The following is a 26,991-nucleotide window of genomic DNA, read 5'->3' as shown; positions in this document are numbered from 1 at the left end:
ATGATGACCTTATACTCGGGGACAACTGATCCCTATAGCCACCGCTGCCGTATTGTTTTGTTTGAAAAGGGCATGGATTTTCAAGTAATCGATGTTGATCTTGCAAACAAGCCTGAAGACTTAGCAGTGATTAATCCATACAATCAAGTGCCAGTGTTGGTTGAGCGTGATTTAGTATTGTCGGAAGCTAATATTATCAATGAATATATTGATGAGCGCTTTCCTCACCCGCAATTGATGCCGCCTGATCCTGTCATGCGCGCACGCGCAAGATTGTTTTTATATAACTTTGAAAAAGAGTTGTTTGATCATATTAAAGACATTGAGTCTGGTGATGATGAGAAAGCAGATAAAGCGCGCATTACTATTCGTGATAATTTGACGCAACTAGTGCCGATTTTCTCTAAACAAAATTATTTGTTAGGTGATGATTACTCAATGTTAGATGTTGCTGTAACACCATTATTGTGGCGTTTAGGTCACTATGGGATTGATTTGCAAAACCAAGCAGCACCAATATTAAAATATGCAGAGCGTTTATTCTCAAGACCATTGTACTCAGATGCAATGACGCCTTCAGAAAAAGCGATGCGTAAATAATAGTAAGTTAAATTCAATGGCTGATTTCACCTCCACTAAACCCTATTTGGTACGTGCTATACACGAGTGGTGTATGGACAATGGCTGTACACCGCACTTACTAGTTGTGGTGGATAGCCATACCCGCGTGCCTGTAGCGTATGTTAAAAATGGTGAGATTGTATTGAATGTGAATTACACTGCGACCAAAGACTTGCTGATAGATAATGAAGCTATTAGCTTTTCAGCAAGATTCGGTGGTGTTTCGCAAAACCTCTATGTACCTATGCATGCAGTAAAAGGTATATTTGCACGTGAAAATGGGCAGGGTATGTTTTTTGAAATAGAGGATGCTTCAGATTATGTAGGTAAGAATGAGGCATCAGATGGTCACGCAGAGCCTTCTGAAGATAAAAATGCAATAAAAAGTAAAAAACCTACATTAACTATCGTAAAGTAGGTTACTTTTTTTAAAATATCAGTATAATACGCAACTCAAATAAACGCCGGATTAGCTCAGTTGGTAGAGCAGCGCACTTGTAATGCGAAGGTCGTCAGTTCGATTCCGACATCCGGCACCAAATTCTTAAACATTTACCCTTTTATACAATTTGACAGCCAGTCAGATTTTCAGCATAATCGTGGGTTCGGTTTGGAGGGGTGGCCGAGTGGTTAAAGGCGACGGACTGTAAATCCGTTCTCTCAGAGTACGAAGGTTCGAATCCTTCCCCCTCCACCAAAGTTTGTAACACATCGATTTTGCAAAAAAAAGTAGTAGCTGTATAGTTTGAGCCTGTTGGCGCTGGTTAAGATGGATGCGCGGGTGTAGCTCAGTTGGTAGAGCTTCAGTTTTCCAAACTGAATGTCGCGAGTTCGAGTCTCGTCGCCCGCTCCAAAGACTGGGTGCATAGAACAAGCGCCCATGTGGCTCAGTGGTAGAGCACTCCCTTGGTAAGGGAGAGGTCGCGGGTCCGATTCCCGCCATGGGCACCAAATGATGTATTAAAAGTTAATTGTTGTATCAACTTGATTTAAGTAAGTTTTAATTTGAACAAGTTTTATTAATTTTAATAAAACTTATAGTTAATAAAATATTGTAAAGGACTGAAGCAATGGCAAAAGGTAAATTTGAGCGGACCAAGCCGCACGTTAACGTAGGCACAATTGGCCACGTTGACCATGGTAAAACAACACTAACAGCAGCGATTACCACAATCCTGTCTAAAAAATTCGGTGGCGAAGCAAAAGCCTACGATCAAATTGACGCAGCACCAGAAGAAAAAGCACGTGGTATTACCATTAACACAGCCCACGTTGAATACGAAACAGCTAACCGCCACTACGCACACGTAGACTGTCCAGGCCATGCCGACTATGTTAAAAACATGATCACCGGCGCAGCACAAATGGACGGCGCGATCTTAGTATGTTCAGCCGCTGATGGTCCTATGCCACAAACACGTGAACACATCCTATTAGCACGTCAAGTTGGCGTTCCTTATATCGTGGTTTACCTAAACAAAGCAGACTTAGTAGACGATGCTGAGTTATTAGAGCTCGTTGAAATGGAAGTACGTGACTTGCTCAGCAAATACGACTTCCCGGGTGACGATACACCAATCATCACAGGCTCAGCACGTGCAGCATTAGAAGGCGACCAAACAGAAATCGGCGAGCCATCAATCTTCCGTCTAGCAGATGCGTTAGATAACTACATCCCAATGCCAGAACGTGCAATCGACGGTACATTCCTAATGCCAGTTGAAGACGTATTCTCAATCTCTGGTCGTGGTACTGTGGTAACAGGCCGTATTGAACGCGGTATCATCAAAGTCGGTGAAGAAATTGAAATTGTTGGTTTAAAACCAACTGTAAAAACAACCTGTACTGGTGTTGAAATGTTCCGTAAATTACTAGACCAAGGTATGGCTGGTGATAACGTAGGTGTATTACTACGTGGTACAAAACGTGAAGACATCGAACGTGGTCAAGTATTAGCTAAATCAGGCTCAATCAAACCACACACAAAATTCACAGCAGAAATCTACGTGCTAGGTAAAGATGAAGGTGGTCGTCACACACCATTCTTCCAAGGTTACCGTCCACAATTCTACTTCCGTACCACAGACGTAACGGGCGCAGTAGAATTGCCAGCAGGCACAGAAATGGTCATGCCAGGTGATAACGTATCAATCACAGTGACATTGATCTCACCAATCGCGATGGAAGAAGGCTTACGCTTCGCTATTCGTGAAGGTGGTCGTACTGTGGGTGCTGGTGTTGTGGCTAAAATTATTGAATAGTAAGAAGTTTTAAATAAAAAGCTACGCTAACAACCCAGCGTAGCTTTTTAAGTTGTGAGGCGTTAAGCCTAAACTACAGGCCAATAGCTCAATTGGTAGAGTATCGGTCTCCAAAACCGAGGGTTGGGGGTTCGACACCCTCTTGGCCTGCCAAATTTGAAGTGATGTTTTAGACATTATTTAAGTAACGCTAATTAAGTGAATTATGATCAACAAAATTAAGTTGTTGGTGGCATTTTTGCTACTCGCTGCAGGCATTGCAGGATTTTACCTGTTAGCAGATAAAGCTACCGTGTTGCGCATACTCGCAGTGCTGGCTGGCTTAGGTGCATCTATTGCAGTGCTATGGACAACACCTATTGGTCAGCAGTCTCTCGTATTTATCGGTGAGGCTGTGGCTGAAGCGCGCAAAGTCGTGTGGCCAACACGTAAAGAAACAACGCAAACCACTATGGTGGTGTTTGTGTTGGTAGTTATTATGGCTGCATTCTTAGCGGTGGTTGATATTGGATTTGCATTTATGGTGCAGTGGTTAATGGGACGGGGCGCGTAATGAGTATGAAATGGTACGCGGTACAAGCTTTCTCTGGTTTTGAGAAATCAGTGCAAAAAGGACTGGAAGAACGCATCGTTCGCACAGGTCTGCAAGAACAATTTGGTCAGATTCTAGTTCCAATCGAAGAAGTGATTGAGATGAAGGCAGGCCAAAAAACCATTTCTGAACGTAAGCTTTACCCGGGATATGTTTTGGTGCAAATGGCCATGACTGACGAGAGTTGGCATCTGGTTAAAAGTACGCCACGTGTAACCGCATTTATTGGTGGTAGCGCGCAAAAGCCTACTCCAATTAAAGATAAAGAAGTTGATATCATTTTGCAGCGCATTGATGATAGCAAAAGTAATCCTACACAAAAACTTACCTTTGAAAAAGGCGAGTCAGTGCGTATTGTTGATGGTCCATTTAAAGACTTTTCTGGCAACGTTGAAGATGTTAACTACGAAAAAAGTAAGTTACATGTGTCTGTTGTGATTTTTGGACGCTCTACACCAGTTGAACTTGAGTTCAGTCAAATCGAAAAAGAAGTTTAGTCAGTCGTTCTATTTAAGTAGTTATGTTTAACGGGGAGCTAAAGTAATTTAGCGCTATTACCCATTTTAGGAGTTATACCATGGCAAAGAAAGTCATTGGCTACATCAAGCTGCAGATTCCTGCAGGTAAAGCCAACCCAAGTCCACCAGTCGGTCCAGCATTGGGTCAACGCGGTTTGAATATTATGGAATTCTGTAAAGCATTTAATGCTGCAACTCAAGGCGTAGAGCCAGGCTTGCCAATTCCAGTAGTGATTACAGCATTTGCTGATAAGAGCTTCACATTTGTGATGAAATCTCCACCAGCAACTATTTTAATCAAAAAAGCAGCTGGTGTGACAAAAGGTTCGCCACGTCCTCATGTTGATAAAGTAGGTAAAATCACTCGCCAACAAGCGGAAGATATCGTTAATACTAAGCGCGCAGATTTATCTGCAGCTGATATGGATGCTGCAGTGCGTACTATTGCAGGTAGCGCACGTAGTATGGGTATTGAAGTGGAGGGTGTATAACATGGCTAAAAGAATTGATGCACTACGTGCAAAAGTAGACCGTAATAAACTTTATCCAGTGACCGATGGTTTAACTATGGTTAAAGAAAACGCTAAAGCAAAATTCAATGAATCAATTGATGCGGTTGTGAATCTAGGTATTGATGCACGTAAATCTGACCAATTGGTTCGTGGCGCTTTAGTATTGCCTAACGGAACAGGTAAAACAACACGCGTTGCTGTGTTTGCACAAGGTGCGCAAGCTGAAGCGGCTAAAGCTGCTGGTGCTGACATTGTTGGTTTTGAAGACTTGGCTGAGCAAGTTAAAGCTGGTGTAATGGATTTTGATATTGTTATCGCAACACCAGACGCTATGCGTATTGTGGGTGCTTTAGGTCAAATTCTAGGTCCACGTGGTTTAATGCCAAACCCAAAAGTAGGTACTGTAACTCCTGATGCGGCTACTGCTGTCAAAAACGCAAAAGCTGGTCAGGTGCAATACCGTACAGATAAAGGCGGTATCATCCATTGCACAATCGGTCGCGCTTCTTTCACTGTTGAGCAATTACAAGGTAATTTGTTAGCTTTGGTGGATGCTTTAAATAAAGCAAAGCCAGCTTCAACAAAAGGTGTTTACCTTAAGAAGTTATCTATCTCTAGCACCATGGGTGCTGGTGTACGTGTAGATCAAGCAAGTTTAGTGGCGTAATAAAGAATGATGATTGGACTTGGTAAGCCAAGTCCAATCGCAAAGGGCTTTGGGCTTATTGAACAGTCAATAACTTGATTAATCAATAAGGTTATCAAAGACCGTAGGTGTCTGAAGGGACTTAATGTCAGCAGTTTCTAGGTGGGTGAAAAAGTGAAGTTTGCTTTAACCTCTGCTTTCAATTCGCTAAACCCTACGCAGATGGCGTATCCCTAAACAGGAAAAATATCTCCCAGTGAATGGTCGCCGTAAAATGGTTTTTAGTGTTTTTTAATACTAAGAGCAGATTCTGTTTTAGTAATAACTTTATTGTTAAAACAGAGATTTTAACGGAAGGAGAAGACTTTGAGTCTAAATCTTACAGAGAAAAAAGCAGTAGTTGCTGAAGTAAGCGCGCAAGTTGCGGAAGCTCAAGCGATTGTTATTGCTGAATATCGTGGTATGGGCGTGGCTGACATGACTGTATTGCGTGCAGATGCTAGAAAATCAGGCGTGTATTTACGTGTGTTGAAAAACTCATTAGTACGCCGTGCAGTTGAAGGCACAGCATTTTCAGCATTAGCAGACAGCATGATTGGCCCGTTGGTGTTTGGTATTTCATCAGACCCAGTTTCTGCGGCTAAAGTGTTGAACAATTTTGCAAAAACTAACGACAAGTTCGTGATTAAAGCGGGTGCTATTCCGAATCAGTTGATGGATGTTGCTGGCGTTCAAGCCTTAGCGTCTACACTAAGTCGCGAAGAGTTGCTTGCTAAGTTTGCTCGTACGCTCAACGAAGTGCCAACCAAATTCGCTCGCGCGATGGCGGCAATTCGTGATGCTAAAGAAGCAGCTTAATTCACCAAAACAACTTACTTTAAGTTAAATTATTAAATTATAGGAAATATTCAAAATGGCTATTACAAATGCAGAAATTTTAGATGCAGTAGGCAGTATGTCAGTTTTAGATTTGACAGCATTCATTAAAGAAATCGAAGAGAAATTTGGCGTATCAGCTGCAGCAGTAGCTGTAGCAGCTGGTGGCGCTGCAGGTGCTCCAGCAGCAGCCGCGGCTGAGCAAACTGAGTTCACAGTGTTTATCTTAACACCTGGCGAACAAAAAGTTAGTGCAATTAAAGCTGTTCGTGAATTAACTGGTTTAGGCTTGAAAGAAGCTAAAGACTTAGTTGATGGCGCACCAAAAGCTGTTAAAGAAGGCGTAAGCAAAGCTGACGCTGATGCAGCATTGAAAAAATTGATTGAAGCTGGCGCAACTGGCGAAATCAAGTAATCACTTTGTTTTAGTGTGATTTAGGCTGACGGGAGACCGTCAGCCTTCGCCGTTTGTGGTGGCGTAAAAAATGTAACAAAATGTAATTAAATTTCGTACTTAACATGAAGTTAGAAATAAAAATACTTTCAGCGTTTTAGATTCAACTCTATAACAAGTATTTTAATTTCTGCCCTCAAACATTAGGAGATGCAATGAGCTATTCCTTCACCGAAAAGAAGCGCCTTCGTAAAAGTTTCGCCAAGCGCGAAAGTGTTCAAGAAATTCCATACTTGCTTGCAATGCAGTTAGAGTCATACAAAGCATTCTTACAAGCAGAAATCCCGGCAGACAAGCGTACAGAAGATGGTTTACAGTCAACTTTCGCTTCAGTTTTTCCTATTATCAGCCATTCAGGTAATGCACGTTTAGATTACGTCAGCTATCAATTAGGCGCTGAGCCGTTTGATGTGAAAGAGTGTCAACAGCGTGGTTTAACTTACGCTGCACCTTTACGCGTAAGAGTTCGTTTGACCATTATGGACAAAGAAGCCTCTAAACCAACCGTTAAAGAAGTGAAAGAGCAAGAAGTTTACATGGGCGAATTGCCTTTGATGACGGAAAACGGCTCATTTGTAATTAACGGTACTGAGCGTGTGATTGTTTCTCAATTACACCGTAGCCCAGGCGTGTTCTTTGAGCATGATCGTGGTAAAACACATAGCTCAGGCAAATTGCTATTCTCAGCACGTATCATTCCTTACCGTGGTTCATGGTTAGATTTCGAGTTTGATCCTAAAGATTACTTGTATTTCCGTATCGATCGTCGCCGTAAAATGCCAGTGACCATTTTGCTTAAAGCACTTGGTTATACGCCAGAGCAAATCATCGCTACATTCTTTGATTTCGATACATTCCACGTCAGTGCAAAAGGTGTTGAATTCACATTAGTGCCAGATCGTCTACGTGGCGAAGTCGCTAAATTCGACATCGTAGCTAAAGATGGTGAAGTGTTAGTTGCTAAAGACAAGCGCATTACCGTAAAACATATCCGTGATATGGAAAAAGCTGGTGTAAGCAAAATTGCTGTGCCACAAGACTTTATTCTAGGTCGCGCGATAGGTAAAAATATTGTTGATAAAGAAACTGGTGAAATCGTTGCGAATGCCAATGACGAAATTACTGAATCATTGTTAGAGAAATTAATTGATGCAAAAGTGGGCGAAATTAATACCCTTTATTCTAATGATTTAGATCACGGCGACTATATCTCTCAAACATTACGTATTGATGAAATTCCTGATCAATATAGTGCACGTGTTGCGATTTATCGCATGATGCGCCCGGGCGAGCCGCCAACTGAAGATTCAGTAGAAGCGCTATTTAACGGTTTATTCTTCAATGAAGATCGTTATGACTTGTCACGCGTAGGTCGTATGAAGTTTAACCGTCGCGCATTCCCAGAAAAAGCAGAAGATCGTCAATCAAACTGGATGCGTAAGTTCTACGAGACAGTCGGCCCACGTGGTGCTGAAGGTGCATACATCCTTTCAAATGACGATATCCTTGCCGTTATCGGCGTATTGCTAGAGTTACGCAATGGCCGTGGCGAGATCGATGATATTGACCATTTAGGTAATCGTCGTATTCGTTCAGTAGGTGAGTTGGCAGAAAATCAATTCCGTACAGGTTTAGTACGTGTAGAGCGCGCTGTTAAAGAGCGTCTATCACAAGCTGAATCAGATAACTTGATGCCGCATGACTTGATTAACGCTAAGCCAGTATCTAGCGCAATTCGTGAATTCTTTGGCTCAAGCCAATTGTCACAATTTATGGACCAAACCAACCCATTGTCTGAAATTACGCATAAACGCCGTATTTCAGCACTTGGCCCTGGCGGTTTGACACGTGAACGCGCTGGTTTTGAAGTGCGTGACGTTCACTCAACCCACTATGGCCGCATGTGTCCGATTGAAACGCCAGAAGGTCCAAACATTGGTTTGATCAACTCATTGGCTTTATATGCACGTACTAACGAATACGGTTTCTTAGAAACACCGTATCGCCGTGTTGAAGGCAATAAAGTATCTGATACGATTGACTATCTTTCAGCGATTGAAGAAAGTCAATACATGATCGCGCAAGCGAACACAGACTTAGATGCTAAGAACATGTTTGTTGAAGACTTGGTTTCATCACGTCATCACAACGAGTTCACCATGACCCAGCCAGATCGCGTTCAATATATGGACGTTGCGCCTGGTCAAATTGTATCTGTTGCGGCTTCATTGATTCCATTCTTGGAACACGATGATGCGAACCGCGCATTGATGGGTGCCAACATGCAACGTCAAGCGGTGCCATGTCTACGTGCTGAAAAAGCCGTGGTTGGTACGGGTATTGAACGTACAGTAGCGGTCGACTCAGGTACGACAGTGCAAGCGCGTCGTGGTGGTTTAGTGGATTACGTTGACTCTGGTCGTATCGTGGTTCGTGTAAACGATGACGAAGCAAAAGATGGTGAAGTTGGTGTCGATATTTATAACTTAACTAAATATACGCGTTCAAACCAGAACACAAACATTAACCAGCGTCCATTGGTTCGCGTAGGCGATAAATTGGCACGCGGTGACGTGATTGCCGATGGTGCTTCAACTGATATGGGTGAATTGGCTTTAGGTCAAAACATGTTAGTAGGCTTTATGCCTTGGAATGGTTATAACTACGAGGATTCAATTCTTATCTCTGAGCGCGTAGTATCTGATGATCGTTACACTTCAATTCACATTGAAGAGTTAACTGTTGTTGCACGCGATACTAAACTTGGTGCTGAAGAAATCACTCAAGATATTTCAAACCTAAGCGAGCGTATGTTAGGCCGTTTAGATGAAGTCGGTATTATTTATATCGGCGCTGATGTTGAAGCTGGCGATGTTCTAGTTGGTAAAGTGACACCAAAAGGTGAAACGCAACTGACACCAGAAGAAAAGTTGTTACGTGCAATTTTCGGTGAAAAAGCTTCAGACGTTAAAGATACTTCATTGCGCGTGCCTTCAGGCATGAGCGGTACAGTGATTGACGTACAAGTGTTTACACGTGAAGGTTTAGAGCGTGATTCACGTGCGCAACAAATTATCGATGATCAGTTAACGCATTACAAACAAGACTTAGCCGATCAAATGCGTATTGTTGAAGACGATGCATTCGGACGTATCCGTCGCCTGATTGAAGGTAAAGCTGCAACTGGTGGCCCTAACAAACTGAAAAAAGGCGATGTGTTAACTGCTGAGTATTTGGCTTCGGTAGGTCGCTATGACTGGTTTGATATTCGCCTAACTGACGAAGAAACAGCGCGTCAATTAGAGCAGTTGAAAGACAGCTTGGCACAAGCGCGTGTTGCCTTTGACAGCAAGTTTGAAGAGAAAAAACGTAAATTAACGCAAGGCGATGAGTTGCCAGCTGGCGTACAGAAAATGGTTAAAGTGTATTTAGCTGTTAAACGTCGCATTCAGCCAGGTGATAAAATGGCCGGTCGTCACGGTAACAAGGGTGTGATTTCAAAAATCTGTCCAATTGAAGATATGCCACACATGGCGGATGGTACGCCTATGGACATCGTTTTGAACCCACTAGGCGTTCCTTCACGTATGAACATCGGTCAGATTCTAGAAGTTCACTTGGGCTGGGCTGCTAAAGGTCTAGGTTTGCGTATTGATGAAATGCTACGTGAAGAAGCTAAAGTAGCTGACATCCGTAAATTCCTTGAGCAAATCTACAATGACAGCACAGGTAAAAAAGAAGACATTAATTCGTTTACTGACACTGAAGTATTAGAACTTGCTCGCAACCTTACAAACGGCGTGCCATTTGCAACACCAGTATTCGATGGTGCAGCAGAATCTGATATTAAAGCCATGCTAGATTTAGCTTACCCAGATGATGCCGCGCGTACTAAACAGTTGCAGTTCCATGCTGGTAAAACGCAAGTCACATTGTTTGATGGTCGCACAGGTGATGCATTTGAACGCCCAGTCACTGTTGGTTATATGCACGTATTGAAATTGCATCACTTGGTTGATGACAAAATGCATGCACGTTCAACAGGTCCTTATTCACTTGTTACGCAACAACCATTGGGCGGTAAAGCTCAATTCGGTGGTCAGCGTTTCGGAGAGATGGAGGTTTGGGCGCTTGAAGCTTATGGTGCTTCATATACATTACAAGAAATGCTGACAGTGAAGTCTGATGACGTGACTGGCCGTACAAAAGTATATGAGAACATTGTTAAAGGCGAACACAAAATTGATGCTGGTATGCCGGAATCATTCAACGTGTTAGTGAAAGAAATTCGTTCACTTGCTATCGACATTGACCTAGACAGAAACTAAGGAGAACAGACTTGAAAGCTCTATTAGACTTATTTAAACAGGTAACGCAAGAAGAAGAGTTCGATGCAATTAAGATTGCGCTCGCTTCACCTGAAAAAATCCGTTCATGGTCATATGGCGAAGTTAAAAAGCCAGAAACTATCAACTACCGTACATTCAAGCCTGAGCGTGATGGCTTGTTCTGCGCAAAAATATTTGGCCCGATAAAAGACTACGAGTGTCTATGCGGTAAGTACAAACGCTTAAAACATCGCGGTGTGATCTGTGAAAAATGTGGCGTAGAGGTGACTTTATCTAAAGTGCGTCGTGAGCGTATGGGTCATATTGACCTTGCTTCACCAGTTGCTCACATTTGGTTCTTGAAATCATTACCAAGCCGTTTGGGTATGGTGTTAGATATCGCTTTACGTGATATTGAACGCGTATTGTACTTTGAAGCATTCATCGTGGTTGATCCAGGCATGACACCGCTTACACGCGGTCAGTTATTGACTGAAGATGATTACTTGGCAAAAGTTGAAGAATACGGCGACGAATTCAATGCGGTAATGGGTGCTGAAGCGGTACGCGAGTTATTACGTACAATGGATATTGAGCGTGAAGTAGTTCAATTACGCCAAGACTTAGGCGCAACGGGCTCTGAGGCGAAAATCAAGAAAATCGCCAAACGTCTAAAAGTACTAGAAGCATTCCAAAAATCTGGTATTAAACCAGAGTGGATGATTCTAGAAATCTTGCCAGTATTGCCGCCAGAATTACGTCCATTAGTACCGTTGGATGGCGGCCGTTTTGCAACTTCAGATTTGAACGATTTATATCGTCGTGTAATTAACCGTAACAACCGTCTAAAACGTTTGCTAGAGTTAAAAGCGCCTGAAATTATTGTACGTAATGAAAAACGTATGTTGCAAGAGGCGGTGGATTCACTGTTAGACAATGGTCGTCGTGGTAAAGTGATGACTGGTGCTAACAAGCGTCCATTGAAATCATTAGCTGACATGATTAAAGGTAAAGGCGGTCGTTTCCGTCAGAACTTATTGGGTAAACGTGTGGATTACTCAGGTCGTTCAGTGATTGTGGTTGGTCCGCAACTGAAATTGCATCAATGCGGTTTGCCTAAGAAAATGGCTTTGGAATTATTCAAACCATTCATTTTCCATAAACTGGAAGTGTTAGGTATTGCAACAACGATTAAAGCAGCGAAGAAAAAAGTAGAAGAAGAAGGACCAGAAGTTTGGGATATTCTCGAGGATGTAATCCGCGAGCATCCAGTATTACTTAACCGTGCACCTACATTGCACCGTTTAGGTATTCAAGCTTTTGAGCCGATTTTGATCGAAGGTAAAGCGATTCAATTGCATCCATTAGTTTGTGCGGCATTCAACGCCGACTTCGATGGTGACCAAATGGCCGTTCACGTACCATTGTCGCTAGAAGCGCAAATGGAAGCACGTACTTTGATGTTGGCATCTAACAACGTATTGTCTCCTGCAAACGGCGAGCCAATTATTGTGCCTTCACAAGATATCGTTTTGGGTCTGTACTACATGACGCGTGAAAGAGTAGCCGCTCGCGGTGAAGGTATGCGCTTTGCAGATGTAAAAGAAGTACAACGTGTGTATGACCAAGGTTTAATTGACCTTCATGCCAAAGTTACCGTGCGCATTAAAGAATACGAGATAGATTTAGACGGCGTTAAAACTGAGAAAATCAATCGTTATGAAACTACGGTTGGTCGTGCATTATTGTCACAAATTCTGCCAGCTGGTTTAGCTTATAGCAACCTTGATAAAGCATTGAAAAAGAAAGAGATTTCTAAGTTAATCAATGCTTCATTCCGTAAAGTGGGTATCCGCGAAACAGTTATATTCGCTGATAAACTTAAAGACGCTGGTTATTCATACGCAACTAAAGCCGGTATTTCTATCAGTATTAACGATATGTTAGTACCGAAAGAAAAAGGCGCGTTGATTGCTGCTGCTGAATCTGAAGTGAAAGAAATTGAAGATCAGTACGTTTCAGGCTTGGTAACACAAGGTGAACGCTACAATAAAGTGGTGGATATCTGGGGTCGTGCAAGTGATAAAGTTGCTGACGCTATGATGAAGCAACTTAAAGAAGAAGATGTATTAGACGCGGATGGTAAGCAAATTAAAGACAAAGCAGGTAAAGTGCTTCGTCAAGAATCATTCAATGCTATTTACATGATGGCCGACTCTGGAGCGCGTGGTTCTGCAGCGCAGATTCGTCAGCTAGCTGGTATGCGCGGTTTGATGGCGAAACCGGATGGTTCTATTATTGAAACGCCGATTAAAGCGAACTTTCGTGATGGTCTAAACGTATTGCAATACTTTATTTCAACCCACGGTGCTCGTAAGGGTCTAGCCGACACGGCGTTGAAAACAGCGAACTCTGGTTACTTAACACGTCGTCTAGTGGATGTAACGCAAGATTTAGTGGTAACTGAAATTGACTGTGGTACGAGTGATGGTTTAGTGACCAAAGCCTTGGTAAAAGGTGGTGAAGTGATTGAGCCGTTACATGATCGTATTTTAGGTCGTACGGCTGCACTTGATGTGGTTAATCCAGAAACACAAGAAGTGATTTACCCAGCAGGTACATTGTTAGGTGAAGATGAAGTTGAGCATCTTGATGCGCTTGGTATTGATGAAGTGAAAGTGCGTACTGCACTTACCTGTGATACGCGTTACGGTATCTGCGCTAAATGTTATGGTCGTGACTTAGGTCGCGGTAAATTAATTAGCATGGGTGAGGCTGTTGGTGTGATCGCGGCGCAATCAATTGGTGAGCCAGGTACACAGTTGACTATGCGTACGTTCCACATTGGTGGTGCAGCGTCACGTGCGGCTTCAGTGTCGCAAGTTGAAGGTAAGTCTAACGGTGTGCTGAACTTCACTTCTACGATGCGTTACGTAACGAATGCGCGTAATGAGCAAGTGGTGATTTCACGTAATGGTGAAGTGATTATTGCTGATGAAAACGGTCGTGAGCGTGAGCGTCATAAAGTGCCATACGGTGCAACATTGCAAATTACTGACGGTAAAACAGTAAAAGCGGGTCAAGCGATCGCAACATGGGATCCACATACTCGTCCAATTATTACTGAATACGCGGGTCAAATTAAATTTGAAAACGTGGAAGAAGGTATTACCGTTGCTAAACAAATCGATGATGTGACAGGCTTGTCATCATTGGTGGTGATCGATCCTAAACAGCGTGCTGGTCAAACTAAAGGCCTACGTCCACAAGTTAAATTGTTGGATGCTAACGGTGTTGAAGTGAAAATTACTGGCAGTGAGCAATCAGTCAATACGACATTCCAGTTGGGTTGTATTATTACTGTTAAAGATGGTCAAGCGGTAGGCGTTGGTGAAGTAATTGCGCGTATTCCACAAGAGTCATCTAAAACACGTGATATTACCGGGGGTCTTCCACGCGTGGCTGAGTTGTTTGAAGCACGTTCGCCAAAAGATGCTGGTATGTTGGCTGAAGTGACGGGTACTGTGTCATTCGGTAAAGATACTAAAGGTAAACAACGTTTAGTGATTACTGATTTAGACGGCATCACCAGTGAATTCTTGATTCCTAAAGATAAGCACGTAACGGCGCATGATGGCCAAGTGGTCACTAAAGGTGAGAGCATTGTTGATGGTCCAGCTGAACCGCAAGATATTCTGCGTTTACAAGGTCGCGAAGCATTAGCGCGCTACATTATCGACGAAGTGCAAGACGTTTACCGTTTGCAAGGCGTGAAGATTAATGACAAGCATATTGAAGTGATTGTGCGCCAAATGTTACGCCGTGTACGTGTAACAGATGCTGGCGATACAAACTTCATCATGGGTGAGCAAGTTGAGCGTGCAGATCTATTGTCGCAAAATGAGCGCGTGATAGCAGAAAACAAACGTCCTGCAGAATTTGAATATGTGTTGCTAGGTATTACTAAAGCATCATTATCAACAGATTCATTTATCTCTGCGGCTTCGTTCCAGGAAACAACGCGTGTGTTAACTGAAGCGGCTATTTTAGGTAAACGTGATGAATTGCGTGGCTTGAAAGAAAACGTCATTGTTGGGCGCTTGATTCCAGCAGGTACAGGCTTGGCATATCATGATGCGCGTAAGCGTGCGGCGGTTGCAGGTAGTGCTCCAGCGAAAGAAATACCAGCTGAAGCATTGTTTACAGAGGCTGAAGTTCCGGCAGTAGAAGTGGTAAGTGAAGCGGCAGCAGAATAAAATCAAACAATTAAAGGCTTGACAATAAAAGTCAGGCTAAATAGAATGTTGGGTTTTTCAGGATAGCTAAATTGTCAGCGATGACATTGCTATCCTGATTTGTTTTGCAAAATTTTAAAAAGTAATATTTGAAGACATCAATTAGAGGTTATAGGCAATGCCAACCATCAATCAGTTAATACGCAAACCACGCGCTAAAGTGGTCACAAAAAGTAAAGTGCCAGCACTTGAATCATGTCCACAAAAACGTGGCGTTTGTACACGTGTTTACACAACAACACCTAAAAAGCCAAACTCAGCTTTGCGTAAAGTTGCAAAAGTACGTTTAACTAATGGCTACGAAGTGATTAGTTACATCGGTGGTGAAGGCCATAACTTGCAAGAGCATAGCGTGGTATTGCTACGTGGTGGTCGTGTAAAAGATTTGCCAGGTGTGCGTTACCATATGGTTCGTGGTAGTTTGGATACGGCTGGTGTTAAAGATCGTAAACAATCACGTTCTAAATACGGTGCTAAACGTCCTAAAGCGGGTAAAGCAGCGTAATTTACTTTGCGTAATGTGTTCGTAATGTATTGCGCATAAGATATGCATTTAAGCGGCTGAGATGCCTTGCTAATGTATTTGCTAGCAAAATTAATTTAATAGAATAGAGAAAATAATGCCAAGACGTAGAGAAGTCCCCAAACGCAACATCCTGCCAGATCCAAAATTTGGTAGCCAAGAAGTGTCAAAATTTGTAAACGTACTTATGACAGGTGGTAAAAAATCTGTTGCAGAACGTATTTTATACGGTGCGTTTGATCAAATTACAGCTAAAACAGGTAAAGATGCTTTGGAAGTATTTACCCTTGCGTTAACTAACTTACGTCCATTAGTGGAAGTTAAGAGCCGTCGCGTTGGTGGTGCTAACTATCAAGTGCCAGTTGAGGTGCGTCCTAACCGTCGTAGTGCTTTAGCGATGCGTTGGATGCGTGATGCAGCGCGTAAACGTGGTGAGAAGTCAATGGGCTTGCGTTTAGCTGCTGAATTAACTGAAGCTTCTGAAGGTCGTGGTTCAGCAATGAAAAAACGTGAAGAAGTTCACCGTATGGCGGAAGCGAATAAAGCATTCTCACATTTCAGATTTTAGTATTTGAATGTTGTTTGGTTGGCCTAAGTAAGTGCTTAGGTCATTTGCATCGCTCTTTAAGAATTTAAGCAATAATATTTAAGTAAAGGTAATAGCCGTGGCTCGTATAACCCCTATTGAACGCTATCGTAACATTGGTATTTCTGCTCACATCGATGCAGGTAAAACTACAACGACTGAACGTATCTTGTTTTACACAGGCGTAAACCACAAAATTGGTGAAGTGCACAATGGTGCTGCAACAATGGACTGGATGGAGCAAGAGCAGGAGCGCGGTATTACTATTACTTCAGCAGCAACTACTTGCTTCTGGAAAGGTATGGCTGGTCAATTTGACCAACACCGTATTAATATTATTGATACTCCGGGCCACGTTGACTTTACGATTGAAGTAGAGCGTTCAATGCGTGTGCTTGATGGTGCTTGTATGGTGTATTGTGCTGTGGGTGGTGTTCAGCCTCAGTCTGAAACTGTATGGCGCCAAGCAAATAAATATAAAGTGCCACGTTTAGCGTTCGTTAATAAAATGGACCGCGCTGGTGCAGACTTCTTTAAAGTGTACGATCAAATGCGTGCACGTCTAAAAGCAAATCCAATTCCTTTGCAAGTGCCAATCGGCGCAGAAGATAAATTCGAAGGTGTTGTTGATCTTATTAAGATGAAAGCTATCTATTGGGATGATGAGTCTCAAGGTATGAAATTTGACTACCGTGACATTCCTGCTGACTTGAAAGCAACTTGCGACAAATGGCGTGAAAACATGGTTGAGGCCGCTGCAGAAGCGACTGAAGAGCTGATGAATAAATACCTTGAAGAAGGTGATTTGTCAGAAGCTGACATCATGACTGGTTTGCGTATGCGTACCATTGCCTTTGAAATCGTTCCTATGGTTTGTGGTTCAGCTTTCAAAAACAAAGGTGTTCAAGCGATGTTGGATAAAGTTGTTGAGTTGATGCCAGCTCCGACAGACATTCCACCGACTAAAGCTGAAGATGGTGATGGTAACGAAATTCGTCTCAAAGCTTCTGATGATGAGAAATTCTCTGCATTAGCATTTAAAATTATGACTGACCCGTTTGTAGGTCAATTGATTTTCTTCCGTGTTTACTCTGGTGTAATTAACGCTGGTGATACTGTATACAACCCAATCAAGGGTAAAAAAGAACGTATCGGTCGTATCGTGCAAATGCACGCAAATACTCGTGAGCCTTTAACTGAAGTTCGTGCGGGTGATATTGCTGCGGCTATTGGTTTGAAAGAAGCGACTACAGGTGACACTTTATGTAGCATCAATGATGAGATCATTTTAGAGCGCATGATATTCCCTGAGCCAGTGATTCACGTTGCTGTTGAGCCAAAAACAAAAGCTGACCAAGAAAAAATGGGCGTTGCTTTAAATCGTTTGGCGCAAGAAGATCCATCTTTCCGTGTTAAAACTGACGAAGAAACTAATCAGACGATTATTTCTGGTATGGGTGAGTTGCATCTTGAGATTTTAGTAGACCGTATGCGTCGCGAATTTAACGTTGAAGCAAACGTTGGCGCGCCACAAGTGGCTTACCGTGAAGCGATCAAGAAGAAGGTTGAAGTTGAGGGTAAATTCGTTAAGCAATCTGGTGGTAAAGGTCAGTATGGCCATGTATGGTTAATTATGGAGCCAAACGAGCCAGGTAAAGGTTTTGAGTTTATTGATGCGATTAAAGGTGGTACTGTTCCGCGCGAGTTCATACCTGCAGTGGAAAAAGGTTTGCGCGAGACTATTCCAGCAGGTGTTTTGGCTGGCTTCCCAGTAGTAGACGTTAAAGTGACATTGTTTGATGGTTCATACCATGACGTTGACTCGAACGAAAATGCCTTTAAAATGGCCGCTTCAATCGGTTTCAAAGATGGTATGCGTAAAGCAGATCCAATCTTACTAGAGCCGATGATGGCTGTAGAAGTTGAAACGCCAGAAGATTACATGGGTGACATCATGGGTGACTTGTCATCTCGTCGCGGTATGATCCAAGGTATGGAAGACAATGCAACAGGTAAAGTATTGCGCGCTGAAGTGCCGTTGGCTGAGATGTTTGGTTACTCAACTACTGTGCGTTCATTGTCACAAGGCCGTGCAAGTTACAGTATGGAATTTAAGCACTACACAGAAGCACCAAGAAACGTGGCTGAAGCCATTATGAATAAGAAGTAATTAAAAACTATTCTTAATATATTAAATTTAAAGGAAAATTAAATGGCAAAAGGTAAATTTGAGCGGACCAAGCCGCACGTTAACGTAGGCACAATTGGCCACGTTGACCATGGTAAAACAACACTAACAGCAGCGATTACCACAATCCTGTCTAAAAAATTCGGTGGCGAAGCAAAAGCCTACGATCAAATTGACGCAGCACCAGAAGAAAAAGCACGTGGTATTACCATTAACACAGCCCACGTTGAATACGAAACAGCTAACCGCCACTACGCACACGTAGACTGTCCAGGCCATGCCGACTATGTTAAAAACATGATCACCGGCGCAGCACAAATGGACGGCGCGATCTTAGTATGTTCAGCCGCTGATGGTCCTATGCCACAAACACGTGAACACATCCTATTAGCACGTCAAGTTGGCGTTCCTTATATCGTGGTTTACCTAAACAAAGCAGACTTAGTAGACGATGCTGAGTTATTAGAGCTCGTTGAAATGGAAGTACGTGACTTGCTCAGCAAATACGACTTCCCGGGTGACGATACACCAATCATCACAGGCTCAGCACGTGCAGCATTAGAAGGCGACCAAACAGAAATCGGCGAGCCATCAATCTTCCGTCTAGCAGATGCGTTAGATAACTACATCCCAATGCCAGAACGTGCAATCGACGGTACATTCCTAATGCCAGTTGAAGACGTATTCTCAATCTCTGGTCGTGGTACTGTGGTAACAGGCCGTATTGAACGCGGTATCATCAAAGTCGGTGAAGAAATTGAAATTGTTGGTTTAAAACCAACTGTAAAAACAACCTGTACTGGTGTTGAAATGTTCCGTAAATTACTAGACCAAGGTATGGCTGGTGATAACGTAGGTGTATTACTACGTGGTACAAAACGTGAAGACATCGAACGTGGTCAAGTATTAGCTAAATCAGGCTCAATCAAACCACACACAAAATTCACAGCAGAAATCTACGTGCTAGGTAAAGATGAAGGTGGTCGTCACACACCATTCTTCCAAGGTTACCGTCCACAATTCTACTTCCGTACCACAGACGTAACGGGCGCAGTAGAATTGCCAGCAGGCACAGAAATGGTCATGCCAGGTGATAACGTATCAATCACAGTGACATTGATCTCACCAATCGCGATGGAAGAAGGCTTACGCTTCGCTATTCGTGAAGGTGGCCGTACTGTAGGTGCTGGTGTGGTGGCTAAGATTATTGAATAGTTGTAATAAATAGGTGGTTTAATCAAACGGCAGAGTGAACTCTGCCGTTTCGCTCTTTGAAAAGTAGTAAATTAGAAAGGCAGTAAATAATGTCAACACAGAAAATTCGTATTCGTCTTAAAGCATTTGATTATCGTTTGATTGATCAGTCAGCTCAAGAAATCGTAGAAACTGCCAAACGTACTGGCGCTGTGGTAAAAGGTCCAGTGCCATTACCAACACGTATCGAACGTTTTGATATTTTACGTTCACCTCACGTTAATAAAACATCACGTGATCAGTTCGAGATTCGTACTCACCAACGTTTGATGGATATTGTTGATCCTACAGACAAAACAGTGGATGCATTAATGAAATTAGATTTGCCAGCTGGTGTGGATGTAGAAATCAAGCTGTAAGAATTTAAGTAGTAAAAAGTAGTTGTAATAAACTGGTTGTAAAAATATTGAGGGTTCGGTATAATCCGCCCTCTTTCACAGAAGTCGGTCAATTGTAATCGGCTTTTTAACTAAATAATAAGGATACGATCATGAGCTTAGGGCTTATTGGTCGCAAAGTGGGTATGACCCGCGTGTTTACTGAGGACGGCGCAAGCATCCCAGTAACCGTGTTGGAAGTTGTACCTAACCGCGTGACACAGATCAAGACGATCGCAAGCGATGGCTATACTGGTCTTCAAGTTGCTTACGGTACACGTCGTGCTAGCCGCATCAACAGTGCATTGACTGGGCATTATGCCAAGTCAGGTTCTGCTGCAGGCGCTGGTATACATGAATTCCCGGTAACTGGTGATGTTTTAGCTAATTACACTGCAGGTGCAAATATCACAGTTGATATTTTCCAAGCGGGTCAAATAGTTGACGTTACTGGTATTTCTTTAGGTAAAGGCTTTGCTGGTGCTATTAAGCGCCATCACTTTAAGTCTAACCGCGCATCTCACGGTAACTCTAAATCACATAACGTACCTGGTTCTATTGGTATGGCGCAAGATCCGGGTCGAGTATTCCCTGGTAAGCGTATGCCTGGTCACTTAGGTGCTACTAAAGTTACTACACAGAACTTAGAAATCGTTCGTGTTGATGCTGAGCGTAACCTATTGTTGATTAAAGGTGCAATCCCTGGTTCTAAAGGCGGTGATGTTGTTGTTCGCCCGGCTATTAAAGCTAAGCTTCAGAAGGGGATGAAATAATGGAACTCAAATTACAAGATAAGAATGGTAAAGCTGTTAAAGCTGGCGTAACTGTATCTGATGATACTTTTGGCCGTGAATTTAACGAGGCTTTAGTGCATCAAGTAGTGGTTGCTTATATGGCTAATGCCCGTACAGCAACTCGTGCACAAAAAGGTCGTGGTAATGTTGCGCATACTACGCACAAGCCATACGCACAAAAAGGAACGGGGAACGCACGTGCTGGTATGACGTCTAGCCCAATCTGGCGTGGAGGCGGTCGCGCATTCCCAAGCTCACCACTTGAAAACTTCAGCCATAAAATTAATCGTAAAGCTTACCGTGCTGGTATGCAAACGATTTTATCTGAGCTAGTACGTCAAGAGCGTTTGAATGTAGTTGAAGAGTTTGTTGTAGCTACTCCTAAAACTAAAGCTTTTGCTGAGAAAATTAAAAATCTAGGTTTTGAAGGCGGCGTATTAGTGCTGACTGATGGCTTTGATGAAAACTTATATTTATCTTCACGCAACCTGATTAACGTCATGGTGGTTGAAGCACAATTTGCTGACCCAGTCAGTTTAGTGCGTTTCCCTAATGTTGTGGCTACAGTTGCTGCGGTGAAGAAACTTGAGGAGATGTTAGCATGATGACCGCTATGACTAAAACTCAAGATCGCTTGTTGCAAGTAATCTTAGCACCACAAATCACTGAGAAAGCAACTTACATCGCTGATAAGTATCAGCAAATTGCTTTTATCGTACGTACTGATGCAACTAAACCGGAAATCAAAGCTGCAGTTGAGCTTGTTTTCAAAGTTGAAGTGGAGAAAGTTTCTACGATTAACGTAGGTGGTAAAACAAAGCGCGCTGGCAAAAGTATGGGCAAGCGTAAAGACTGGAAAAAAGCTTATGTAAGCTTGAAACCAGGCCAAGAAATTAACTTCGCAGCGGCTGAATAAGGAGAGATGAGATGGCATTAGTTAAAGTCAAGCCAACGTCCCCGGGTCGTCGTGGTGTAGTAAAGGTGGTAACACCTGACCTTTATAAAGGTAAACCACACGCACCGCTGTTGGAGAGTCAAAGTAGAAACGCAGGTCGTAACAATAACGGTCGTATTACAGTACGTCACCAAGGTGGTGGTCATAAACAGCATTATCGTTTAATTGACTTCTTACGCAATAAAGCTGGTATTCCAGCGACAGTGGAACATATTGAGTATGATCCAAACCGTACGGCACACATTGCTTTGCTTTGTTATGCGGATGGTGAACGTCGTTACATTATTGCTCCTCGTGGCGTAAGTGCTGGTATGCAGTTAATTAGTGGTTCTGAAGCGCCTATTAAAGTAGGTAATGCGATGCCGCTACGTAACATTCCAGTGGGTAGCACAATTCATTGTATCGAATTGCAACCTGGTAAAGGTGCGCAAATTGCTCGTTCAGCAGGTACGTCAGTACAATTGCTAGCGCGTGAAGGTGCTTATGCTCAATTGCGTTTACGTTCAGGTGAAGTTCGCCGCGTACATGTTGATTGCATGGCAACTTTAGGTGAAGTGGGTAATGAAGAGCATTCACTACGTTCAATCGGTAAAGCTGGTGCAATGCGCTGGCGTGGTGTTCGCCCAACCGTTCGCGGTGTGGTGATGAACCCGGTAGATCACCCACACGGTGGTGGTGAAGGTCGTACAGCTGCAGGTATGAATCCAGTTAGCCCATGGGGTGTTAAAACTAAAGGTTATCGTACACGTAGCAGTAAGCGTACAGATAATATGCGTATTAGTCGTCGTCCGAGAGGCGTAAGGTAATTTATGGCACGTTCACTTAAAAAAGGTCCATTTATTGATGGTCATTTGGCTAAAAAAGTAGAAGTTGCAGCTGCAGCGCGCGATCGTAAACCAATTAAGACTTGGTCACGTCGCTCTACAATTTTCCCAGATTTTATCGGTCTTACTATTGCAATTCATAATGGTAAGCAACACATCCCAGTGTTGATTTCTGAAAACATGGTAGGTCACAAGCTCGGTGAATTTGCGTTAACACGTACATTCAAAGGTCATGCAGCCGACAAAAAAGCTAAGAAGTAGGAGCTGAAGATGCAAGTATCTGCAATATTAAAAGGTGTTCATCTCTCTCCTCAAAAGGCTAGATTGGTGGCAGACCTTGTTCGTGGCAAGAAAGTAGATCACGCACTTAACATTCTTAATTTCACACCTAAAAAGGGTGCTGAAATCATTAAGAAAGTGGTTGAATCTGCAATTGCTAACGCTGAACATAACAACGGCGCCGATATCGACGAATTGAAAGTTACTTCAATTTATGTTGATAAAGGTATTGTGCTTAAACGTATTCGCCCACGTGCAAAAGGTCGCGCTGGTCGTATTACTAAACCAACCTGTCACATTCATGTGACTGTCGGTAACTAAGGGATAATCATGGGTCAGAAAATTCATCCAATTGGTTTCCGTCTGAGTGTCCAAAAAAACTGGTCCTCACGTTGGTATGCCAATAGCAAGAACTTCCCTGCAATGTTGCAAGGTGACATTAAAGTACGTGAGTTCTTAAATAAAAAATTAGCCAGTGCTGCGGTTAGCCGTATCTTGATTGAGCGTCCTGCAAAGAATGCAAAAATCACTATTTACAGCGCGCGTCCTGGTGTTGTTATCGGTAAGAAAGGCGAAGACATTGAGTCTTTGCGCTCAACTTTACAAGGTTTGATGGGCGTTCCAGTTCATTTAAACATTGAAGAAGTGCGTAAGCCTGAAATTGATGCAACATTGATTGCGCAATCTATTGCTCAACAACTTGAAAAACGCGTGATGTTCCGTCGTGCTATGAAGCGTGCAATGCAAAATGCAATGCGTCTTGGTGCTCAAGGTATCAAAATCATGAGTTCAGGTCGTTTAAACGGTATCGAAATTGCTCGTACTGAATGGTATCGTGAAGGCCGTGTGCCATTACATACACTCCGTGCTGACATTGATTACGGTGTTGCTGAAGCTTCAACGACATACGGTATTATCGGTATTAAAGTTTGGGTATTCAAAGGTGAAATCTTCGCTGGTAATGTACAAGCACCTATTGGCGCTACAACAACTCCAGCTGCTGAGCCAGAGAAAAAAGTAAGAAAGCCGAGGGCTAAAGATGCTACAACCGTCTAGACAAAAATATCGTAAGATGCAAAAAGGCCGTAACAAAGGCATTGCAACTACGGGTAATAAAGTAAGTTTTGGTGATTTTGGTTTGAAAGCAGTAGGCCGCGGCCGTTTAACTGCTCGTCAAATTGAAGCTGCTCGTCGCGTTATGACTCGCCATATTAAACGTGGTGGTCGTGTATGGATTCGTATATTCCCAGATCAACCAATTTCTAAAAAACCTGCTGAAGTACGTATGGGTAATGGTAAAGGTAGTACAGAGTACTACGTTGCTCAAATCCAACCAGGTAAAATGTTATACGAGATGGACGGAGTAAGCGAAGAGCTTGCACGTGAAGCGTTCCGTTTGGCTGCTGCAAAGTTGCCGATTGAAACGACATTCATGACTCGCCAAATCGGTAGTTAAGGATAAGGAAGCTAAAATGAAAGCAACCGATTTAAGAGCAAAAAGCGTTGAAGAGCTAAATGCAGAGTTGATTGAATTGCGCCGTGCGCAATTCTCACTTCGTATGCAGGTGGCAACTCAACAATTATCTAAAGTAGATCAGCTAGGTAAAGTACGCAAAGATGTAGCGCGTGTGAAGCTTGTATTAGCTGAGAAAGCGAAACAGGCATAATTATGACTGAAACGACAAAAGTAGTACGTAGCTTAACTGGCCGCGTAACAAGCGATAAAATGGATAAAACTGTTACGGTGTTGGTAGAGCGTAAAGTTAAACATCCATTGATTGGTAAAGTTATTCGCCAATCTAAAAAGTTTCATGCACATGATGAGACTAACAGCTGTAAAGAAGGTGACATTGTAACGATTGTTGAAAGTCGTCCACTTTCTAAAACTAAAAACTGGGTTGTTAAAGCAGCCTAATTTAAGTAAGGTTAATTAGTGCAATTATTAGTAATAGTAATTGCACTAATTGATGATGCAAGTTATAATGTTTGGCTATTTAGGCGAGCGACTTTATTGTAAAAAATAAGTCATAAGCTCTCGCCCCAATACTGACCGGGTCTATCGGCCGTGTTAATTGAAAGATAAGTTTCAATTAAAAATGGCTGGTGTTGGTTTTAACGGATTAAGTTGGAGATTATTCTCATGATTCAAATGCAATCTCGGCTAGAAGTTGCCGATAACACTGGTGCGCGCTCTGTGCAATGCATCAAAGTGTTAGGTGGCTCTAAACGTCGCTACGCTGGAATAGGCGATATCATCAAAGTGAGCATCAAAGATGCTGCACCACGTGGTCGCGTAAAAAAAGGCGAAGTTTACAGCGCGGTAGTTGTGCGTACTGCTAAAGGTGTTCGTCGTCCAGACGGCTCTTTGGTTAAGTTCGATGGCAATGCTGCAGTACTGTTAAATAATAAGCTAGAACCGATTGGTACCCGTATATTCGGGCCAGTAACACGTGAATTACGTACTGAAAAATTCATGAAAATCGTTTCATTAGCGCCAGAAGTGTTGTAGGAGCTCACATGAACAAAATTCGCAAGGGTGATCAAGTCATCCTAAATACCGGTAAAGACAAAGGTAAGCAAGGTACAGTTATTGGTATTCTTGATTCAGGTCATGTTGTTGTTGAAGGTCTTAATTTAGTTAAGAAACACGCAAAAGCAAACCCGATGAAAGGTATTGCTGGCGGCATCATTGCTAAAGAAATGCCATTAGACATTTCTAACGTTGCTTTATTTAACAGTGCGACCCAAAAAGGTGATCGCGTAGGCTTCAAAACATTAGATGATGGTCGCAAAATTCGCGTATTCAAATCTAATGGCGAAGCAGTGGACGCATAGGAAGAATTATGGCGCGCTTAAAAGATTTTTATAAAGACTCAGTTGTTAAATCTATGACTGAGCAATTTGGTTACACTTCAGTAATGCAAGTGCCTCGTATCGATAAGATCACTCTTAACATGGGTGTGGGCGAAGCGGTTGCAGATAAAAAGGTAATGGAACACGCTGTTGGCGATATGGAAAAAATTGCAGGTCAAAAAGCAATTGTAACTAAGGCTAAAAAATCAGTGGCTGCATTTAAAATTCGTGATGACTATCCTGTAGGTTGTAAAGTAACTTTACGCCGCGAGCGCATGTACGAGTTCTTGGATCGTTTGGTTACTGTAGCTATTCCACGTATTCGTGACTTCCGCGGTATTTCTGCGAAATCATTTGATGGTCGTGGTAACTACAACATGGGTGTTAAAGAGCAAATCATTTTCCCTGAAATTGAATACGATAAAATCGATGCAATTCGTGGAATGAATATCACTATTACAACTACTGCGAAAACGGATGAAGAAGCAAAAGCTTTGCTTGCTGCGTTTAGTTTTCCTTTCAGAGGTTAAGTCATGGCTAAAACCTGTATGACAGAACGCGAAATTAAACGTCGCGCAACTGTAAGTAAATTCGCTGTAAAACGTGCTGCACTAGAAGCGGCAATGAATGATGTTACTGCTACTGCAGAAAGTCGCCTTGAAGCGCGCATGAAATTCCAAGCGCTTCCACGCAACTCAAGCCCAGTGCGTCTTCGTAATCGTTGTGCTTTAACTGGTCGCCCACGTGGTGTGTTTAGTAAATTCGGTATTGGGCGTAGTAAATTACGCGATTTAATGATGGCTGGCTTCGTTCCAGGCGTCACTAAAGCCAGCTGGTAATAGGAGGAATAGCTATGAGTATGAGTGATCCGATTGCCGACATGTTGACGCGTATTCGTAATGCGCAAATGGTTAACAAAGCGGTTGTTGCTATGCCTTCATCAAATGTTAAGACTGCTATTGCTAGCGTGCTTAAAGAAGAAGGTTATGTAGAAGATTTTGCAGTGCAAACTGAAGGTGGTAAAGCTACTTTAACTATTAGCTTGAAATATTATGCTGGTCGCCCAGTTATTGAGCGTATACAGCGTATTAGCAAGCCAGGTTTGCGTGTGTATAAAGGGTCTCAAGAGATCCCTAAAGTAATGAATGGCCTTGGTGTGACAATTATGTCTACATCTAAGGGTGTAATGACAGATCGTAAAGCACAAGCAGCCGGTATCGGTGGCGAAGTGTTGTGCGTAGTGGCTTAAGGAGAA

31 protein-coding genes and 5 tRNA genes are annotated in these 26,991 nt (G+C 42.7%); all 36 read left to right on the top strand.

From position 1 onward, the window contains the following. The 36 genes from PSU72_RS13105 to rpsH all read left to right on the top strand — a co-directional run bounded on the left by PSU72_RS13105 (position 1) and on the right by rpsH (position 26,985). Positions 1-600, top strand: coding sequence for a glutathione S-transferase N-terminal domain-containing protein (locus PSU72_RS13105; RefSeq protein WP_013147024.1), 600 nt, complete (start codon positions 1-3; stop codon positions 598-600). Between the two features lie 16 nt (positions 601-616). Beyond that, positions 617-1,039 (top strand): ClpXP protease specificity-enhancing factor, encoded by a 423-nt coding sequence (locus PSU72_RS13100; protein ID WP_300433053.1) that lies wholly within the window; start codon positions 617-619, stop codon positions 1,037-1,039. Positions 1,040-1,084: 45 nt separating this feature from the next. Continuing rightward, positions 1,085-1,160: transfer RNA gene (locus tag PSU72_RS13095), tRNA-Thr, on the top strand. Positions 1,161-1,233: 73 nt separating this feature from the next. Further along, positions 1,234-1,318: transfer RNA gene (locus tag PSU72_RS13090), tRNA-Tyr, on the top strand. A gap of 80 nt (positions 1,319-1,398) precedes the next feature. Beyond that, a tRNA-Gly gene (locus tag PSU72_RS13085) sits at positions 1,399-1,474 on the top strand. A gap of 23 nt (positions 1,475-1,497) precedes the next feature. Further along, a tRNA-Thr gene (locus PSU72_RS13080) sits at positions 1,498-1,572 on the top strand. Positions 1,573-1,691: 119 nt separating this feature from the next. Then, positions 1,692-2,882 (top strand): elongation factor Tu, encoded by a 1,191-nt coding sequence (gene tuf, locus PSU72_RS13075; protein ID WP_013147026.1) that lies wholly within the window; start codon positions 1,692-1,694, stop codon positions 2,880-2,882. 77 nt (positions 2,883-2,959) lie between these two features. Then, positions 2,960-3,035 (top strand) — tRNA-Trp (locus tag PSU72_RS13070). A 52-nt stretch (positions 3,036-3,087) separates the two neighbouring features. Continuing rightward, positions 3,088-3,435, top strand: coding sequence for a preprotein translocase subunit SecE (gene secE, locus PSU72_RS13065; protein ID WP_300433052.1), 348 nt, complete (start codon positions 3,088-3,090; stop codon positions 3,433-3,435). Then, positions 3,435-3,971: a transcription termination/antitermination protein NusG gene (nusG, locus tag PSU72_RS13060; RefSeq protein ID WP_013147028.1), complete on the top strand. Its 537-nt coding sequence runs from the start codon at positions 3,435-3,437 to the stop codon at positions 3,969-3,971. Before secE ends, nusG begins: the two co-directional genes overlap by 1 nt. 80 nt (positions 3,972-4,051) lie before the next feature. Beyond that, the gene (rplK, locus tag PSU72_RS13055) at positions 4,052-4,483 is read left to right on the top strand and encodes a 50S ribosomal protein L11 (protein WP_300433051.1); all 432 of its coding nucleotides are present in this window, start codon (positions 4,052-4,054) and stop codon (positions 4,481-4,483) included. Position 4,484: 1 nt separating this feature from the next. After that, on the top strand, positions 4,485-5,171 hold the full coding sequence (gene rplA, locus PSU72_RS13050; RefSeq protein WP_300433050.1) for a 50S ribosomal protein L1: 687 nt from the start codon (positions 4,485-4,487) through the stop codon (positions 5,169-5,171). Between the two features lie 345 nt (positions 5,172-5,516). Then, positions 5,517-6,008 (top strand): 50S ribosomal protein L10, encoded by a 492-nt coding sequence (rplJ, locus tag PSU72_RS13045; protein WP_300433049.1) that lies wholly within the window; start codon positions 5,517-5,519, stop codon positions 6,006-6,008. A gap of 55 nt (positions 6,009-6,063) precedes the next feature. Further along, complete coding sequence (gene rplL, locus PSU72_RS13040) at positions 6,064-6,441, top strand: 50S ribosomal protein L7/L12 (protein ID WP_300433048.1); 378 nt, start codon at positions 6,064-6,066, stop codon at positions 6,439-6,441. A 194-nt stretch (positions 6,442-6,635) separates the two neighbouring features. Then, positions 6,636-10,808 (top strand): DNA-directed RNA polymerase subunit beta, encoded by a 4,173-nt coding sequence (gene rpoB, locus PSU72_RS13035; protein WP_300433046.1) that lies wholly within the window; start codon positions 6,636-6,638, stop codon positions 10,806-10,808. A gap of 11 nt (positions 10,809-10,819) precedes the next feature. Next, positions 10,820-15,064, top strand: coding sequence for a DNA-directed RNA polymerase subunit beta' (rpoC, locus tag PSU72_RS13030; RefSeq protein WP_300433043.1), 4,245 nt, complete (start codon positions 10,820-10,822; stop codon positions 15,062-15,064). 157 nt (positions 15,065-15,221) lie between these two features. Continuing rightward, positions 15,222-15,608: a 30S ribosomal protein S12 gene (rpsL, locus tag PSU72_RS13025; RefSeq protein ID WP_013147035.1), complete on the top strand. Its 387-nt coding sequence runs from the start codon at positions 15,222-15,224 to the stop codon at positions 15,606-15,608. Positions 15,609-15,723: 115 nt separating this feature from the next. After that, the gene (rpsG, locus tag PSU72_RS13020) at positions 15,724-16,194 is read left to right on the top strand and encodes a 30S ribosomal protein S7 (protein ID WP_292841752.1); all 471 of its coding nucleotides are present in this window, start codon (positions 15,724-15,726) and stop codon (positions 16,192-16,194) included. A gap of 97 nt (positions 16,195-16,291) precedes the next feature. Beyond that, positions 16,292-18,382: an elongation factor G gene (fusA, locus tag PSU72_RS13015; protein WP_300433042.1), complete on the top strand. Its 2,091-nt coding sequence runs from the start codon at positions 16,292-16,294 to the stop codon at positions 18,380-18,382. Positions 18,383-18,424: 42 nt separating this feature from the next. Next, positions 18,425-19,615 (top strand): elongation factor Tu, encoded by a 1,191-nt coding sequence (gene tuf, locus PSU72_RS13010; RefSeq protein ID WP_013147026.1) that lies wholly within the window; start codon positions 18,425-18,427, stop codon positions 19,613-19,615. Between the two features lie 89 nt (positions 19,616-19,704). After that, the gene (rpsJ, locus tag PSU72_RS13005; protein ID WP_013147038.1) at positions 19,705-20,013 is read left to right on the top strand and encodes a 30S ribosomal protein S10; all 309 of its coding nucleotides are present in this window, start codon (positions 19,705-19,707) and stop codon (positions 20,011-20,013) included. Positions 20,014-20,144: 131 nt separating this feature from the next. Further along, positions 20,145-20,804, top strand: a complete 660-nt coding sequence (gene rplC, locus PSU72_RS13000) for a 50S ribosomal protein L3 (RefSeq protein ID WP_300433041.1) — start codon at positions 20,145-20,147, stop codon at positions 20,802-20,804. Further along, complete coding sequence (gene rplD, locus PSU72_RS12995; protein ID WP_013147040.1) at positions 20,804-21,430, top strand: 50S ribosomal protein L4; 627 nt, start codon at positions 20,804-20,806, stop codon at positions 21,428-21,430. The genes rplC and rplD overlap by 1 nt, the downstream gene beginning before the upstream one ends. Further along, on the top strand, positions 21,427-21,741 hold the full coding sequence (rplW, locus tag PSU72_RS12990; protein WP_300433040.1) for a 50S ribosomal protein L23: 315 nt from the start codon (positions 21,427-21,429) through the stop codon (positions 21,739-21,741). Before rplD ends, rplW begins: the two co-directional genes overlap by 4 nt. Before the next feature lie 11 nt (positions 21,742-21,752). Next, complete coding sequence (gene rplB / locus PSU72_RS12985) at positions 21,753-22,586, top strand: 50S ribosomal protein L2 (protein ID WP_013147042.1); 834 nt, start codon at positions 21,753-21,755, stop codon at positions 22,584-22,586. A gap of 3 nt (positions 22,587-22,589) precedes the next feature. Beyond that, positions 22,590-22,865 (top strand): 30S ribosomal protein S19, encoded by a 276-nt coding sequence (rpsS, locus tag PSU72_RS12980; RefSeq protein ID WP_013147043.1) that lies wholly within the window; start codon positions 22,590-22,592, stop codon positions 22,863-22,865. A gap of 9 nt (positions 22,866-22,874) precedes the next feature. Then, complete coding sequence (gene rplV / locus PSU72_RS12975; protein ID WP_013147044.1) at positions 22,875-23,204, top strand: 50S ribosomal protein L22; 330 nt, start codon at positions 22,875-22,877, stop codon at positions 23,202-23,204. Between the two features lie 9 nt (positions 23,205-23,213). Continuing rightward, entirely contained in the window at positions 23,214-23,939 is a 726-nt protein-coding gene (gene rpsC / locus PSU72_RS12970) for a 30S ribosomal protein S3 (RefSeq protein ID WP_300433039.1), read from the top strand. Continuing rightward, on the top strand, positions 23,923-24,339 hold the full coding sequence (gene rplP, locus PSU72_RS12965; RefSeq protein ID WP_013147046.1) for a 50S ribosomal protein L16: 417 nt from the start codon (positions 23,923-23,925) through the stop codon (positions 24,337-24,339). Before rpsC ends, rplP begins: the two co-directional genes overlap by 17 nt. Before the next feature lie 16 nt (positions 24,340-24,355). Continuing rightward, entirely contained in the window at positions 24,356-24,550 is a 195-nt protein-coding gene (gene rpmC / locus PSU72_RS12960) for a 50S ribosomal protein L29 (RefSeq protein ID WP_013147047.1), read from the top strand. 2 nt (positions 24,551-24,552) lie between these two features. Further along, on the top strand, positions 24,553-24,798 hold the full coding sequence (rpsQ, locus tag PSU72_RS12955; RefSeq protein ID WP_300433037.1) for a 30S ribosomal protein S17: 246 nt from the start codon (positions 24,553-24,555) through the stop codon (positions 24,796-24,798). A 225-nt stretch (positions 24,799-25,023) separates the two neighbouring features. Then, positions 25,024-25,392, top strand: coding sequence for a 50S ribosomal protein L14 (rplN, locus tag PSU72_RS12950; protein ID WP_013147049.1), 369 nt, complete (start codon positions 25,024-25,026; stop codon positions 25,390-25,392). 8 nt (positions 25,393-25,400) lie between these two features. Then, entirely contained in the window at positions 25,401-25,718 is a 318-nt protein-coding gene (gene rplX, locus PSU72_RS12945; protein WP_013147050.1) for a 50S ribosomal protein L24, read from the top strand. Positions 25,719-25,726: 8 nt separating this feature from the next. Continuing rightward, positions 25,727-26,266 carry a 50S ribosomal protein L5 gene (gene rplE, locus PSU72_RS12940; RefSeq protein ID WP_013147051.1) on the top strand — a complete coding sequence of 180 codons (540 nt, stop codon included), beginning with the start codon at positions 25,727-25,729 and terminating at the stop codon, positions 26,264-26,266. A gap of 3 nt (positions 26,267-26,269) precedes the next feature. Beyond that, positions 26,270-26,575 (top strand): 30S ribosomal protein S14, encoded by a 306-nt coding sequence (gene rpsN, locus PSU72_RS12935; protein ID WP_013147052.1) that lies wholly within the window; start codon positions 26,270-26,272, stop codon positions 26,573-26,575. Positions 26,576-26,589: 14 nt separating this feature from the next. Further along, positions 26,590-26,985, top strand: a complete 396-nt coding sequence (gene rpsH, locus PSU72_RS12930) for a 30S ribosomal protein S8 (protein WP_013147053.1) — start codon at positions 26,590-26,592, stop codon at positions 26,983-26,985. Positions 26,986-26,991 lie beyond the last annotated feature (6 nt).

The sequence above is a fragment of the Methylotenera sp. genome, assembly GCF_029945535.1.
In the GTDB taxonomy this organism is placed as follows: Bacteria; Pseudomonadota; Gammaproteobacteria; order Burkholderiales; family Methylophilaceae; genus Methylotenera.
Note: the sequence above shows the minus strand (reverse complement) of the source record. Positions and strands in the feature narration are given on the sequence as shown.